This is a genomic window from Rhizobium arsenicireducens (assembly GCF_964021225.1).
Genome location: NZ_CAXHYK020000001.1, coordinates 3,086,166 through 3,100,795 on the forward strand (window position 1 = coordinate 3,086,166; position 14,630 = coordinate 3,100,795).

The following is a 14,630-nucleotide window of genomic DNA, read 5'->3' on the forward strand; positions in this document are numbered from 1 at the left end:
GCCAGAGACAAGAAGGCGCCGCTGGCCATCAGAACAAGCTCCCCTGACCTGCCGGAGGCTCATTCTTCTTTGCTGGCCGAGCCGTAGTCGCGGCTCTCGCAGGTGCGCTGGGCGAAGCCGGCGACGATTGCGGTTCGCGCGCGGGCGGCCTCGGCGTCCCGTCGCCCCCATCGGTGACGGCCGAAATACGTCCGTCGGAAAATTCGATCGAGATCGACGCACCCGCGCTAAGCGCCGCCACACGCGAAACGGGCCGGTCACCCGCGTCGCGGATCACCGCATAGCCGCGCTGCAGCACGTTCTTGTAGGACAGCGACTGCAGCATGCGCTCGTGGCCGGTGAGCGTCGCGCGGTTTGCCCGCAGCTCGTTCAAGACCGCACTGTCGGCGCGCCGCGTGAGCCCCTCCAGCCGGTCGCGGCTGCGGTCGGTATGGCCACGCAGCCGGGCCGGTAGATTGCGCAGCACCGCATCGGCGCCGCCCACACGCGCGCGCAGGCGATCGATCATGCGTTCGATGATGCGTTCGGCGAGCGCCGCGCGCTCGGCGACCCTCTGGCGCCGCTCGCCGATGCGCCGCGCCAGCATATCGGGGCGCAGCGCCGATGCGGAGCGCTCGAAGGCCCGGCGCTTGGCCATGGTATTGAGCTCAAGCCCGCGGCCAAGCCCGGTCGCAGCCTCGTCAAAACGGCGACGTGGCAGCGCGAGCAGCTGGTCGAGCGAGGGCAAGGCTCGTGTCAACGCCCGAACACCCTGCCGCCGGATCTCCATCTGCCGAGAGGTCGCGCCGGAAAGCCGGGCGGCGATATTGGCGACCTGCGCAACCAGATCGGCCTTGACCGGCACCGCCATTTCAGCGGCCCCCGTCGGAGTCGGCGCGCGCACGTCGGCGGCATAGTCGATCAGTGTCCAGTCGGTCTCGTGACCGACCGCCGAGATCAGCGGAATGCCGCTCGCGGCGGCTGCGCGCACGACGATCTCGTCGTTGAAACTCCACAGGTCCTCGAGGCTGCCGCCGCCGCGCGCGACAATCAGCACGTCCGGCCGCGGGATTTGCCCCCCCGGTGTCAGCGCGTTGAAGCCATGGATGGCGTTGGCCACCTCCTCGCCCGAGCCCTCGCCCTGCACCTTGACCGGCCAGACCAGCACATGGACGGGGAAGCGGTCGGCGATGCGGTGCAGGATGTCGCGGATGACGGCACCGGTCGGCGAGGTCACTACGCCGATGACCTTAGGCATGAAGGGCAGGAGCTGTTTGGCGGCGGGGTCGAATAGCCCCTCGGCGCCGAGCTTGCGCTTACGCTCCTCGATCAGCGCCATCAGCGCGCCGGCGCCCGCCGGTTCCATCTGCTCGATGACGATCTGGTATTTCGACGAGCCGGGGAAGGTGGTGATGCGGCCGGTGGCGATCACCTCCATGCCCTCTTCGGGCCGGTATTTCAGCTTGGAAAAGGAGCCCTTCCAGATCACCGCGTCGATCCGCGACTTGTCGTCCTTCAGGCTGAAATAGGCATGGCCCGAGGAATGCGGACCGCGATAGCCGGAGATTTCGCCGCGCACGCGCACGTGGTCGAAGGCGGTCTCGATCGTGCGCTTGATGGAGCCCGACAGTTCCGAGACGGTGAACTCGGCGAGATTGGTGCGCGAATCATCGCTTGAGAAACTGGTCATGGCCCTTTCCTAACGCAAAACGCGGGCGAATTCAGCCGTAGGCCGCAGCCTTTCCCGGCCTTTCGCACCGGGCCGGGGCCTTGGCTTAATCGATAACCGACCTCAAAACCGTGTGCGGTAGAGCGCCATGCCCGACTTCGGATCGAGCGGCAGGGCTTCGAGATAGGACGGCACCTCGCCCCGTTCGAGCGCCGCGTAGAGCCCATCGGGTTTGAGGTCACGGATCGTCTCCGTCTGCGGATCCGAGCGGCAATAGGCGATGACAGTGGCGCCCGCGCCGCGCAGGAAGGCTTCGGCCTCCCCGGGCTGGGAAAGGCCGATATGCAGTTCTGTCAGCATGCCACCCTGATTGCGGTGATAGGGGGCGGATAGAACCCGGTGCGCGGTAAAGCGCAGGATTTCCGAGCCCGCATTCGATGGCGCGACCACGGTTGCCGGCGGCAGGCTGGCCAACTGCCGCAAAGCGACGGCAAATTCGCAATCCGCGCCCGTCGCCGAACCCGTCAACTGTGCCTCGAAGCGCCGTGTGATACCTGCCGTTCCTTCCGTCGCAAACACGCCGACGATCACCCAGACGCTCGGCACGGCGACGAGCGTCGAGACGGCGAAGGCAAAGCCCGCGCTGAGGTTCTCCGGGTCGTCCCTGGCATTGCGGCGCAGCTCGGCAATCAGCAGCGAGAGCGGTAGGACGGAGAGCAGGTTGGCGAAGACTGCGCCACGCAGTTGAACGAGCGCAACCGCCCAGGAGACCAGGATCAGCGGCAACAGGATCGCATGGACCTCCGTCCGATCCTTACGGGCAATGCGAAAGATGCAGACTGCAATGGCGAAAATTCCGACGGCATAAAAGCCGCCGATGCTGGCCGGCTCGATGCGCAGCTGACCAACAATCGACTGCGCCTCCGCGACGGAATTGAGCCAGAGCGTGAACAACAGCGGATCGAGGTCGTTGAGCGGGTTTTGCAGGCATTGCGGCGCGAGCACCAGCGCCGTGCCAAGCACGGCCACGCCGTTCAGCCCGAGCGCAGCGAAGCGAACCGGGCGCGATGCACGGCTTGCCAGCTGTACCGAAAGAAGCAGCAGCAGACCGCCGATGGCGGTTATTCCATAATAGCTGATCGAAAGGCTGTCGCAGGCGGCCATGGTGTAGAGGCGGGGCGGCACGGTGGCGAAGAACAGCGCTGAGATGGCGATCGTCACGGTCAGCGCGAACGCGCGCGCCGCCGGCGCAAAGGCCGAACCGTGCCAGGCCCACAGCACGGCGACGACGAGACAGGCGATTGCGACAAAGGGCGACGTCTCGGCGCCGATTGCGATCGCCAGCGCCGCCGCCAGGCCTGCAATGGCAAAACTCGCCGGCTTGTAACGAGGATCGACCAGCATGGCGGCAATGGTGGCGACGAGAACGAGCTGGACATTGTGGTGGTCGATCGCGCCGGGCAGGAAACGGTTCGAGGTCACGACGAGCAGCGCCGCAAGCCCAAGCGCGATCGGCATGGCGGACAAGCCGCCGATCCGGCGCGCGCCGATCGCCACGGCAGCAAAGAGCGGCAGTGTGAGGAAGAGCGGCCAGACCAGCAGCGCCGCCGCCTCGGCTCGTTCCGCTGGCAGTAATTGAGCAAAGCCCCAGATCAGGCCGGCAATGGGCAGGTCGACGAGGCGCGACCAGTGCATCAGCGTGCCGCCGTCCAGCCCGAGCCGGTACTGGGTGAGGTCGAACCACGATTGGCCGGCAAGGAGATCGCGCACCTGGACGAGACGCATCACGTCATCGTTGTCGGCGCCGACATAGTCGGTGGCACCCGGCAGGTTGATGAGCAGGAGAATAGCGACCGTTACGATGCCGTAGAAGGAGACGGCGAACCATGAGCGGCTCCAGAGCCAGGATTCTGTCCTGTCGCTCGTTCCCTGATCTGCCATGCGCGCCTCGTGCCCCCAATTCAGGCCTCCCGCACCACTGCGAGACAAAAAACAGGACCTGCCATCCATGGGCGAAACCTAGCCTTAACCTTCTCAAGAAATAGTAAAACCGGGCCGGACACGATGGTGGTCGGGCATGTCTTCTGTCGCGAGTAGCCGATATGCGTGGGCCAGCATCCGAAAACCTAGACGTGGCGGTACTGCTGCCCTGCTACAACGAAGCAGGCACGATCGGCGCCGTGGTGCAGGGCTTTCGCGCAGCACTGCCGCAGGCGCGCATCTATGTCTACGACAACAATTCCATCGACGGCACGGCGCTGACCGCCATGCTCGCCGGTGCGGCCGTCATGCGCGAGCGCCGGCAAGGCAAGGGCCATGTGGTGCGCCGCATGTTCTGCGACATCGAGGCCGACGTCTATGTCATGGCCGACGGCGACGGCACCTATGCACCCGACGATGCCGAGGAACTGATCCGCACGCTTCTGACGGAGCGCGCCGACATGGTGGTCGGCACGCGCCGCGGCGTGCATGCCGATGCCGGGCGCAACGGTCACGCCTTCGGCAACCGGCTGTTCAACAGACTTTATCGCTTCCTGTTCGGCAGCGACTTCACCGACATCCTGTCGGGCTACCGGGTCTTTTCGCGCCGCTTCGTAAAGAGCTTTCCCGCTGTGTCCGCCGGGTTCGAAATCGAGACGGAAATGTCGGTGCATGCCTCGCGGCTGAAGCTGCCGGTCTGCGAGCTCGAGCTCGACTATGGACGCCGGCCGGAGGGCTCGCATTCGAAGCTGTCGACCTTCAGGGACGGCGCGAAGATCCTCTGGATGTTCGCCATGCTGATGAAGGAGACGCGTCCTTTCGCCTTCTTCGGCGCGATCGCCGCCACGATCATGGCGGCAAGTCTCGTCTTCATGGCCCCGGTTCTCGTCGAGTACTTCACTACCGGCCTCGTCAGCCGCATGCCGACCTGGATCCTCGCGACCGCGCTGATGATGATGTCGCTGCTCGCCTTCACCGCCGGACTGATCCTCGATTCGCTCGCCCGCTCGCGCGCCGAACAGCTGCGCATCCACTACCTCAGCCTGCCGGCGCTCGCCCATGCACAGCAGGCTGCTCGTACGGACCGCGAAAAGCGTAAGCCGGCGCGAACCGCCGACGCGGCATGAAGAAGCTCGTCCGCTTCGGCATCGTCGGCACGGCCGGTTTCGTCATCGATGCCGCCCTGCTCTGGCTGCTGCTCGAAACGACGCCGCTCGGCCCCTTCCTCGCCCGCGCCATCGCCATTGCGGTTGCGCTCGTCGCCACCTGGTATCTCAACCGCAGCTTCACCTTCGGCGCCTCACGCCGTTCGATCGCGGTCGAAGGTTTCCGCTACGGCTCGGTCGGCATCACTTCGGCCATGGTCAATTATCTCATCTACAGCGGGCTTCTCCTGTCGCTGCCGATCCTTCAGCCGCTGGCGGCGCTGGTCATCGCCTCGATCGCCGCCATGGCCTTTTCCTTCGTCGGCTATTCGCGCTTCGTCTTTCGCCGCTGATCTCGGCCTCAGACAGTCTCCCAGCCGTCCTTCTCTCCGGCGCGATAAATCGCGTCGATGAAGCGCTGGTTGGCGCGGGAACTTTCCAGGCTGACGACGTCAGAGCGATCGCCGCCCAGCGCCGCCCGGGCGAAAGCCTCCGCCTCGCGCCGATACTGCCGGCTATCCTGGAAACGGAACACCTGCGACTGGTTATGCGACTGGTTGGAAAGCTCGACCTCTTCGGCGCCCCAGCGGTCGGCGTTGAACGGCGAGCGAACCTCAATGAAGCCTTCCGTGCCGTGGAACACCATGGACTGGCGGTTGGCCATCTGGGTCGAGACGTAGAAGCTCAGCTCGAAGGTGCCGAAATCCGCCTTGACGCTTGAATAGATGTCCGTGCCGAATTCCGCATCGCGCTCGACCACGGCCTGCACCTTCAACGGTTCGGTGCCGGTGGCGAAACGGGTGGCGATCGCCGGATAGACACCGATGTCCGGCAGTCCGCCGCCGCCGAGTTCGGGGATGTTGCGCATGTTGCCGGGGTCGCGGTTGAAATAGGTGAAGACGCCCTGCACGTGGCGCAGCCGGCCGATCGCCCCTTCGGCGAGCAGCGCGCGCACCTTTCGCCACACCGGGGTGTAAGTGACCATGAACGCTTCGGAGACCAGCACGCCGTTGCGGTCGCGCGCGGCGATCAGCTGGTCGATGTCGGAGGCCTTGAGCGCGATCGGCTTTTCGCACAGCACATGCTTGCCGGCATCCGCCGCCCTGATCGTCCATTCGACGTGCTGCGCGGTCGGCAGCGGAATGTAGACGGCATCGATCGTGTCGGAGGCCAGCATGTCCTCGTAGGAGCCGAAGGCATGCGGCACGGAAAAGCGGTCCGCCATGGCGCGCGCCTTGGAAAGGTCGCGGCTGGCAATGGCGGTGACGACGCAGTTTTCCGCGTCCTGCATGGCCGGCACGACGAGTTCCCGGCCGATCTTGGCCGTGGACAGAATTCCGAAACGCAGCATGGGGCTCCTCCTGTAACGTTGCCGCGCGACCCTAGTCAGAGATCCGTCGCTTGGCAACGGGCCTCGAAGGCAAGCCAGGGCGAGCCGCGTGACGAGTTATGATTGGCCGAAAATGTCCCATCATCGTCCGGAGACGAACTTTCTGCCTTTTTCTTCTGTGGTACTATCGGCTATCCAATCACCACAAAGGATGCAGAAAATGACCGACAGCAACACAGCCCTCCTTGTCATCGACGTTCAGGAATCCTTCCGCCACCGCCCCTACTGGCGCGATGAGGACGTGGTCGACTTCATCGCCAAGCAGCAGGCGCTGATCGACGGCGCCAAGGCCGCCGGCCATGCCGTCGTGCAGATATTCCACACCGACGACGATGCGGAGTTTCGCCTCGACAGCGGTTTCGTCACGACGCTCACCGGCCTCCGCATCGAGCCGGACGTCATCATCCACAAGACCCGCCACTCGGCCTTCGTCGGCACGCCGCTCGAAATCTGGCTGCGCCAGCGCGGCATCGGCCGGCTGATCGTCTCGGGCATCCGCACCGAACAGTGCTGCGAGACGACGACGCGCCACGGCGCCGATCTCGGCTTTGCCGTCGACTACGTGACCGAGGCGACGCTGACCTTCCCGATGACCCATGCCTCGGGCCAGGTGTTCAGCGCCGCCGACATCAAGATCCGCACCGAGCTGGTGCTGGCTGGCCGCTTTGCCCGCATCGCGACGGTCGAACAGGCGCTCGGCCAGATCGGTCTGGCCGCATGACAGTCGCGCCCTGCCCCGACCGCCGGACCATTCCCGTCTATGTCGTGCTGCCGCCGCACACGCTGCTGATGGATGTCGCCGGTCCGGTCGAGGTGTTGCGCTATGCCAATGTCGAACAGGAGGAGATCCTGTTCGACTGCCGTTTCGTCGCCGCCCGTGCCGAACAGACGACCTCGATCGGGCTTGTGCTCGCCAATCTGGAGCCCCTGCCCGAGCGACTGCCCGACGGCGCCTATGTGGTCATTTCCGGCAGCATGGGCGCGGTTCCCGATCCTTCGTCGGTTGCGGCCGAGCGGGCGGAGATCGCGCGCTGGCTGGCCCGCGTCGTTATGCCCGGCATCACGCTCGTCACCATCTGCTCCGGCGCCCTGCTCGCCGCATCCGCGGGCCTGCTCGACTGCCATGCCTGCACCACCCACGCGGACTGCATCGACGACCTCAGCCGTCTCGCTCCGACCGCGCAGGTGCTGGAAAACCGTCTCTTCGTCGAGGACGGCGAACGCTTTACCAGCGCCGGCATCTCCACCGGCATAGACCTGATGTTGCACATCGTCTCGAAGCTCACCGCCGCGCCGGTGGCACTGGCGATCGCCCGGACCATGGTGATCTACATGCGCCGCAGCGGCGCCGATCCGCAGCTCTCGCCCTGGCTGTCCGGCCGCAACCACCTGCACCCGGCGATCCACCGCATCCAGGATGCGATCATGTCCGATCCGGCCCGCGACTGGACGCTTTCACAGCTGGCAGATCTCGGCCATCTGAGCGAACGCCACATGACGCGACTGTTTCGCGAACACGCCGGACTGTCTGTCATCGCGTACGTCAATCTGATGCGGGTGACGCTGGCCCGCGACATCCTCTCCCATTCCCGCCTCGACATGGAGACGGTGGCAGAGCGGGCGGGATTTTCCTCGCCGCGTCATCTGAGGCGCATCTGGGCGCAGCACAATACCCTGCCGCCCAGCCACTACCGCACGTCCGATCAAAGAAATTGAGTGGTCGATCACAGGCGCGGTTGCTAACCTGCAGGCTCCCAGCCCGGCCGCCTTCGGCCGCCTCCCGCGAACCACGGAGTTTACCCATGCAGAAGCGTTCGCTCGGCCGCACCGGCCTTTCCATCGCGCCCGTCGTCTTCGGCGGCAATGTGTTCGGCTGGACCGCCGACGAAAAGACCTCGTTCGACCTGCTTGATGCCTTCTTCGACGCCGGCTATAATGCGATCGACACGGCAGACGTCTATTCCTCCTGGGTCGACGGCCACAAGGGCGGCGAGAGCGAGGAAATCATCGGCCAGTGGCTGAAGCGCGGCCATGTCGCCCGCGACAAGGCGGTGATCGTCACCAAGGTCGGCTTCGACAGCCAGGGCCGCAAGACCGGTCTGTCGGCCAAGTGGATCGCCGAGGCAGCCGAGGCCTCGCTCAAGCGGCTCGGCACCGACTATATCGACCTCTATCTTGCCCACAAGCCGGACGAGGACGTGCCGATCGAGGAGACGCTGGAGGCCTTCGCCCGGCTCAAGCAGCAGGGCAAGGTCCGGGCGATCGGCTGCTCGAATTACGAGGCCGGGCAGTTGCAGGCTTCGCTCGACGCAGCCGCAAAGAACAATCTGCCACGCTACGACGTCGTGCAGCCGGAATACAATCTCTACACCCGCGACAGGTTCGAAGGGCCGCTGGCCGACCTCTGCATGAGGGAAGAGATCGGCGTCATCAGCTATTACGCGCTCGCCGCCGGCTTCCTCACCGGCAAGTATCGCAGCCTGAAGGACACGGAAGGCGCCGCCCGCAGCTACCGCGTCGGCGAATATCTCGACGACAAGGGGTTGAGGATCCTCGCCGCCCTCGACGAAGTGGCCGCCGAGACCGGAACCTCGCCGGCAACCGTCGCCATCGCCTGGGTCGCCGCCCGCCCCGGCATCACCGCGCCGATCGCCTCAGCCACCAGCCTTCGCCAGCTCGACAGCCTGATCGCCGCCGGCAAGCTCACGCTTTCCGACGCCCAGATGGCACGCCTCACCGAAGCCGGAGCGTAAGAGATCCATGACCGTCGAGATTCGTGACGCCCAACCCGCCGACGAAGCCGCCTGGCAGCGGCTGTGGAAGGGATACCTCACCTTCTACAAGGTCGACCTATCCGAAGAGGTCACCAACCATACCTGGGCGCGCATCCTCGATCCCTCGTCCCGCATCGCCATGCGCGTGGCGCTGGTCGACGGCCAGATGGCGGGCTTTGCCATCCACCATTTCCACGATTCCACCTGGGCACTGACCCCGGATTGCTATCTGGAGGACCTTTATCTCGACGAGAAATTCCGCGGCCGAGGCCTCGGCCGGGCACTGATCGACGATCTGATAACCCTGGCGAAGCAGAAGGGCTGGTCCCGCCTCTACTGGCACACCAACCACGACAACGCGACGGCGCGCAAGCTCTACGACACCTACGCGAAGGAAGACGGACACGTGCGCTATCGAATGGCGCTCACCGCATGACAGACCGCAGACCCACGCCGCCCTTCGCGTCTGGCTTGCGGAAAGGGCGGGTCTCTGCGACGATCGCCAGTACCATTGGTTTCTACGACACTTTTTGATCGAACCGCTGGATCTGTCTCTGGCTTTCAGCTTCACTGCATTGTCGGGCCAAACGGTTTGTGCCCTTAGGAGACGCCCCTTGAAACACCGCGAACTTGGCCCCCTCACCGTTTCCTCGCTCGGCCTCGGCTGCATGGGCATGACACACGGCTATACCCGGACCGGCGACGAGGCGGGATCGCTGGCGACGCTTGCCCGCGCCGTCGAACTCGGCGTCACGCTGTTCGACACCGCGGAAATCTACGGGCCGTTCACCAACGAGATCTTGGTCGGCAAGGGCCTGAAGCCCTATCGCGACCGGGTGCAGATCGCCACCAAGTTCGGCTTTCGCATCAACACGGAAAATCCCAACGACGCGAGCGCCGGTGGCACGGATTCGCGCCCCGAACATGTGCGCGAAGTCGCCGAGGCCTCGCTGAAGCGGCTCGGCGTCGAGGTGATCGACCTGTTCTACCAACACCGCGTCGACCCGGACGTGCCGATCGAGGACACGGTCGGCGCCATGGCCGACCTTGTCCGCCAGGGCAAGGTGAAGGCGATCGGTCTGTCCGAGGCGAGCGCCGCGACGCTCAGGCGTGCCCATGCCGTGCATCCTATCGCCGCCATCCAGAGCGAATATTCGCTGTGGACCCGCGATCCGGAAGAAAACGGCGTGCTCGATACCTGCCGCGAACTCGGCATCGGCTTCGTCCCCTTTTCGCCGCTCGGCCGCGGCGTGCTGACCGGCGCGCTGAAGACGCTCGACGGCATGGCGGAGAACGACTTCCGCCGCTCGCTGCCGCGCTTCTCGCAGGAGAATTTCGACGCCAATCTGGCGCTAGTCTCGGCGCTGGAGGCGATGGCGGCGGAAAAGGGCGTGACGCCGGGCCAGCTGGCGCTGGCCTGGGTTCTGGCCCAGGGCGATTTCATCGTGCCGATCCCCGGCACGACCAAGATCGCCAATCTGGAAAAGAACGTCGCGGCCGCCGACATCGCGCTGTCGGCCGATGAAGTCCGGACGCTCGGCGACATGCTCTCGCCGCAGAAGGTGGCGGGGGCGCGCTATCCGGAACGCATGGCGAAGATGGCGGGGCGCTGAGCCCCTCCGTGCGACCCGCGTGGCATCAGGCCTTGGCGCGCCTTGCCCCCGCGCCGGCGGACGTACCTGCATAGTGCAGGCGCTTGTTTTCGTACATCAGGTCGTCGGCGCGTTTCATCAGCGCTTCCATGCTCTCGCCCGGCTCGCTGGTCGCGCAGCCGAGCGATATGCTGAGCAGCGCATCGGAATAGAACTGGTTGTTGATCTTCAGGATCTCGTGGATCGTGTCGACTATGCCCTGGGCGACCTGCCGGTCCGCGCCCGGCATCAGGACCGCAAATTCGTCGCCGCCGATGCGCGTTGCATGGTGGGGCGGCTTGACGACGCTGTTCAGGACCTCGCCGAAGCGCCGAAGCAGCGCATCGCCGGCATCGTGGCCGCGCTGGTCATTGGCCTCCTTCAGGCCGTTGAGGTCGATGACGATGGCCGAAACCGGCCTGAGCGACTTGCGCTCGAGCCTGTTCAACTCGTCGGTATAGAAGGCGCGGTTGTGCAGCTTGGTCAGGATGTCGTGCTTGCCGAGATATTCGAGATAGGCCTCGGCCTTCTTGCGGGCGGTGATATCCGTCAGCGCAACCTGCACCCGCGACCAATCGCGCTCATGGCCGGGGAAGACCGCGAAGTTGAGGAGGATATGGCGAACGCTGCCGTCGAGCGCGTAGTTCACCACCTCGCGGCTATGATAGAGCCGATTGTCCCAGAGATCGATCAGTTGTTCACGGAACGGCTTTTCCATCTCGTCGCGGAAGATGTCGCCCTGGCGAAGCAGCAGCGTCTGGCGGTCGGGCGCACCGAAAAGGTCGAGCGTCGCCTGGTTGACGTCGAGCACCCGGATCTCCGACATGCATTGGCGCACGAACTCGGGATGAACGTCGGTGAAGACGCGGAAATCGACGATGCCGCGTGACCGCACATCCTCGAGCAGGTCACGGATACTGCTGAAATCCTCGATCCACAGCGAGACGGGCGAGTGCTCGAAGACGCCTTCGGCATAGCGCCGGTTCTCCAGCTCGGCTCGCCGGGCGTCTTCCCGTTCCGTCACGTCCTCTGTCGTCACCAGCAGTTGGCCGAGCGTCTGTTCGTGACCCGGAAGGACGGAACCGCGCAGTTGAATGTCGAGGCGGCGACCAGTCAGCGTGTAGTTGACCGCGCTCCCGGCGAATTCCGTCCTGCCTTCCCAGAGATCCGTCAACTCGTTGATGTGGGTCTCCCACATGTCGTCACAGAAGACCTTGCCGAGATTGCCGGCAAGCTGTTCGAGGTCTTGCGCCTCGAACAGCTCGAGCGTCTTGCGGTTGACCTGCAGGATGCGGATCTTGGCAGAACACTCCGCCACGCGTCTGCGGTCCTCTTTGAGAAAGGCGCGAAGATCTGTCACGCCCTCAGCGCGCCAGGCGTCGAACTGCGCTTTGACCTCGCTGAAATCCTCGATCCACATTGCAATCGGAGCGAGTTCGAAAATATTCGCGTCAACAGAACCGCTCATTGGAGTATCGCCCGCCTGAGAAAAATCGCGTCAAAAGAACTTCTGACCCTCGGGATATCGAGACAGACTATTCAGTATTGATTAAATCTCTATTGACCGGTCGCTGTCGAAGTTTGCGCCGGACGGGAGCGGCGTTCTCGACGACGCTCCCGGGCAGTTTCTCCACTCAGGCGCGCAGGCTGCCGCCGGTGGTCTTTTCGACATTGCCGACGATCTTCTTGGTCAGCGCGTCGAAGTCCTCGTCGGTCAGCGTCTTGTCGGCCGGCTGGATCAGCACCTCGATCGCCACCGACTTCCGACCCTCGCCGAGCGAGGCCCCCTCGAAGATGTCGAAGACGTTGACGCCAGTGATCAGCTTGCGGTCGGCGCTGGCCGCCGCCTTGATGATCGCGCCCGCCTCGACCGACTTCTCGACCACGAAGGCGAAGTCACGCTTCACCATCTGGAAGGGCGAGAGATCGAGCGCCGGCTTGGTGCGGGTCGCCTTCCTCTTCGGCTCCGGCACGACGTCGAGATAGACCTCGAAGCCGCACAAAGCGCCGGACACGTCGAGCGCCTCCAGCGTTTTCGGATGGAACTCGCCGAAATGGCCGATTACCACCTTCGGACCCATCTTGATCGTGCCGGAACGACCCGGATGGTACCAGGCCGGACCGCCCTGCTCGACCTGAACGTTCGACATCGGCAGGCCGCAGGCCTCCAGAACGGCGAGCGCATCGGCCTTGGCGTCATAGACGTCGACCGGCTTGCCGCCGCCCTTGGCCGCGTTCGACCACATGCGGCCGGCACCGGCAAGCGAGGCCGTGCCGCGGCGGATGCCGCCGGCGACCCGACGCTGCCCTTCCGGCTTGTCGCTCTCATAGGTGCCCGAGACCTCGAAGATCGCCACGTCGCCGAAACCGCGGTCGGCATTGCGCTGGGCAGCCGTCAGCAGGCCCGGCAGCAGCGAGGGGCGCATGTCCGACATGTCGGCGGCGATCGGATTGGCGAGCTTCAGCGCACGGCTTCCGCCGCCGAAAAGCTTTGCATGCTCTTCCGGGATGAAGGACCAGGTGACCGCTTCCAGCATGCCGCGTGAGGCCAGCGCCCGCTTGGCCGTGCGGGTGCGGATCTGCAGGGGTGTGAGGATCTTGGCGTTGACGCTGCCGGTCGGCGCCAGCGGCTCGGGCTTGATCTGGTCGACGCCATGCACGCGCATGACCTCTTCCACCAGGTCGGCCTTGCCATCGACGTCCGGACGCCAGGAGGGCACCGCGACGGAAACCGTCTCACCTTCGCCCGCGACCTCGAAGCCGAGGCCGGTCAGGATCTGGCGGGCTTCGTCATTGGATACGGTGAGGCCGGTCAGCCGCTTCACTTCCGAGAAGGGGAAGTCGACGGTCTTGCGGTCGAAACCCTTGTAGCCGACCACCTTGGCCTTGGCCGCGGTGCCGCCGCACATGGAGAGAACCAGTTCGGTGGTGCGCTCGAGGCCGGGCATCATGTATTCCGGGTCGACGCCGCGCTCGAAGCGATAGCGCGCATCGGTGATGATGCCGTGGCTGCGGCCGGTCTTGGCGATGTTGATCGGATCCCACAGCGCGGATTCGATCAGAACCTCGGTTGTGTTCTCGTCGCAGCCGGAGTGTTCGCCACCCATGATGCCACCGATCGATTCCGGACCGTTGTCGTCGGCGATGATGACATTGGCCGGATTGAGCTTGTAGGTCCGCGTGTCGAGCGCCAGGATCTCCTCGCCCTGACGGGCGCGGCGCACGGTGAGCGTTCCCTTGACCTTGGCCGCGTCGAATACGTGCATTGGCCGGCCCTGGTCGAAGGTCATGTAGTTGGTGACGTCGACCAGCGCCGAGATCGGACGAAGGCCGATGGCCAGCAGCCGCTGCTGCATCCAGCGCGGGCTCGGGCCGTTCTTCACGCCGCGCACGAGACGATAGGCGAAGCCCGGGCAGAGCTTCTCGTCGTCGAGCACGATCTTGACCTCGATCGGCGTTTCGCCGTCGGTCTTGAATTCGGGCGCCTTCGGCTGCTTGAGCTTGCCCAGCCCGGAGGCGGCGAGATCGCGGGCAATGCCGAAGACGCTGGTGCAGTCCGGGCGGTTCGGCGTCAGGTTAATCTCGATGACCGGATCGTCGAGGCCGGCATAGGACGCGAACGACCTACCGACCGGCGCGTCGTCCGGGAGATCGATGATGCCGTCGTGATTGTCCGACATGTTGAGCTCCTTTCGGAGCACATCATGCCGTGGCTTTCGACGCCGCGGATCTTGCCGACGGCCAGCGTCACGTCGATGCCGGGCACATAGGTGCCGGGCCGCGCCAGCGCGCCGACCAGGCCGGCCCGCGCATTCGGCGCGCCGCAGACGATCTGCACCGGGGCCGAACCGTCGCCGGCGTCGACCGTCAGGACCTTCAAGCGGTCGGCTTCGGGATGCTTTTCGGCGGTCAGGATTTTTGCGATGACGAAGGGCTTGTAGGCCGCCTTGTCATCGACGTCCTCGACCTCGAGGCCGATCGCGGTGAGGCGCTCGCAAATCTCGTCGAGCGTGGCGTCGGTTTCCAGGTGATCCTTCAGCCAGGAGAGTGTGAATTTCATGG

The 14,630-nt window shown here is 65.0% G+C and carries 11 protein-coding genes and 1 pseudogene; 7 read left to right on the top strand and 5 right to left on the bottom strand.

Going from position 1 to position 14,630, the window contains the following annotated elements:
* Positions 1–28: 28 nt before the first annotated feature.
* Both xseA and ACWPVA_RS15325 read right to left on the bottom strand, forming a co-directional pair.
* Positions 29–1,669, bottom strand: a complete 1,641-nt coding sequence (gene xseA, locus ACWPVA_RS15320) for an exodeoxyribonuclease VII large subunit (protein WP_454288507.1) — start codon at positions 1,667–1,669, stop codon at positions 29–31.
* A gap of 102 nt (positions 1,670–1,771) precedes the next feature.
* Entirely contained in the window at positions 1,772–3,589 is a 1,818-nt protein-coding gene (locus ACWPVA_RS15325) for a hypothetical protein (RefSeq protein ID WP_454288508.1), read from the bottom strand.
* Between the two features lie 161 nt (positions 3,590–3,750).
* Between ACWPVA_RS15325 and ACWPVA_RS15330 the strand changes: the two genes are divergently transcribed.
* Both ACWPVA_RS15330 and ACWPVA_RS15335 read left to right on the top strand, forming a co-directional pair.
* Positions 3,751–4,755 carry a glycosyltransferase gene (locus ACWPVA_RS15330; protein ID WP_454288509.1) on the top strand — a complete coding sequence of 335 codons (1,005 nt, stop codon included), beginning with the start codon at positions 3,751–3,753 and terminating at the stop codon, positions 4,753–4,755.
* Positions 4,752–5,126 carry a GtrA family protein gene (locus ACWPVA_RS15335; RefSeq protein ID WP_454288510.1) on the top strand — a complete coding sequence of 125 codons (375 nt, stop codon included), beginning with the start codon at positions 4,752–4,754 and terminating at the stop codon, positions 5,124–5,126. The genes ACWPVA_RS15330 and ACWPVA_RS15335 overlap by 4 nt, the downstream gene beginning before the upstream one ends.
* 8 nt (positions 5,127–5,134) lie before the next feature.
* Here ACWPVA_RS15335 and ACWPVA_RS15340 read toward each other — a convergent pair whose 3' ends face one another.
* Positions 5,135–6,124, bottom strand: a complete 990-nt coding sequence (locus tag ACWPVA_RS15340) for a Gfo/Idh/MocA family protein (protein WP_454288511.1) — start codon at positions 6,122–6,124, stop codon at positions 5,135–5,137.
* A 199-nt stretch (positions 6,125–6,323) separates the two neighbouring features.
* Between ACWPVA_RS15340 and ACWPVA_RS15345 the strand changes: the two genes are divergently transcribed.
* The 5 genes from ACWPVA_RS15345 to ACWPVA_RS15365 all read left to right on the top strand — a co-directional run bounded on the left by ACWPVA_RS15345 (position 6,324) and on the right by ACWPVA_RS15365 (position 10,550).
* Positions 6,324–6,884 carry a cysteine hydrolase family protein gene (locus ACWPVA_RS15345; protein WP_454288512.1) on the top strand — a complete coding sequence of 187 codons (561 nt, stop codon included), beginning with the start codon at positions 6,324–6,326 and terminating at the stop codon, positions 6,882–6,884.
* Positions 6,881–7,879, top strand: a complete 999-nt coding sequence (locus ACWPVA_RS15350) for a GlxA family transcriptional regulator (RefSeq protein WP_454288513.1) — start codon at positions 6,881–6,883, stop codon at positions 7,877–7,879. The genes ACWPVA_RS15345 and ACWPVA_RS15350 overlap by 4 nt, the downstream gene beginning before the upstream one ends.
* Positions 7,880–7,965: 86 nt before the next feature.
* The gene (locus ACWPVA_RS15355) at positions 7,966–8,916 is read left to right on the top strand and encodes an aldo/keto reductase (protein WP_454288514.1); all 951 of its coding nucleotides are present in this window, start codon (positions 7,966–7,968) and stop codon (positions 8,914–8,916) included.
* A gap of 7 nt (positions 8,917–8,923) precedes the next feature.
* A complete protein-coding gene (locus ACWPVA_RS15360) occupies positions 8,924–9,373 on the top strand; it encodes an N-acetyltransferase family protein (protein WP_454288515.1) in 450 nt (149 codons plus the stop codon).
* A gap of 178 nt (positions 9,374–9,551) precedes the next feature.
* Entirely contained in the window at positions 9,552–10,550 is a 999-nt protein-coding gene (locus tag ACWPVA_RS15365; protein WP_454288516.1) for an aldo/keto reductase, read from the top strand.
* A gap of 25 nt (positions 10,551–10,575) precedes the next feature.
* On the opposite strand, the gene ACWPVA_RS15370 is transcribed toward ACWPVA_RS15365, so the two are convergent.
* Together ACWPVA_RS15370 and pheT are read right to left on the bottom strand one after the other, a co-directional pair.
* The gene (locus ACWPVA_RS15370) at positions 10,576–12,036 is read right to left on the bottom strand and encodes a diguanylate cyclase domain-containing protein (RefSeq protein WP_454288517.1); all 1,461 of its coding nucleotides are present in this window, start codon (positions 12,034–12,036) and stop codon (positions 10,576–10,578) included.
* 166 nt (positions 12,037–12,202) lie between these two features.
* Positions 12,203–14,628, bottom strand: a pseudogene (gene pheT / locus ACWPVA_RS15375) (phenylalanine--tRNA ligase subunit beta).
* Positions 14,629–14,630: the final 2 nt, after the last annotated feature.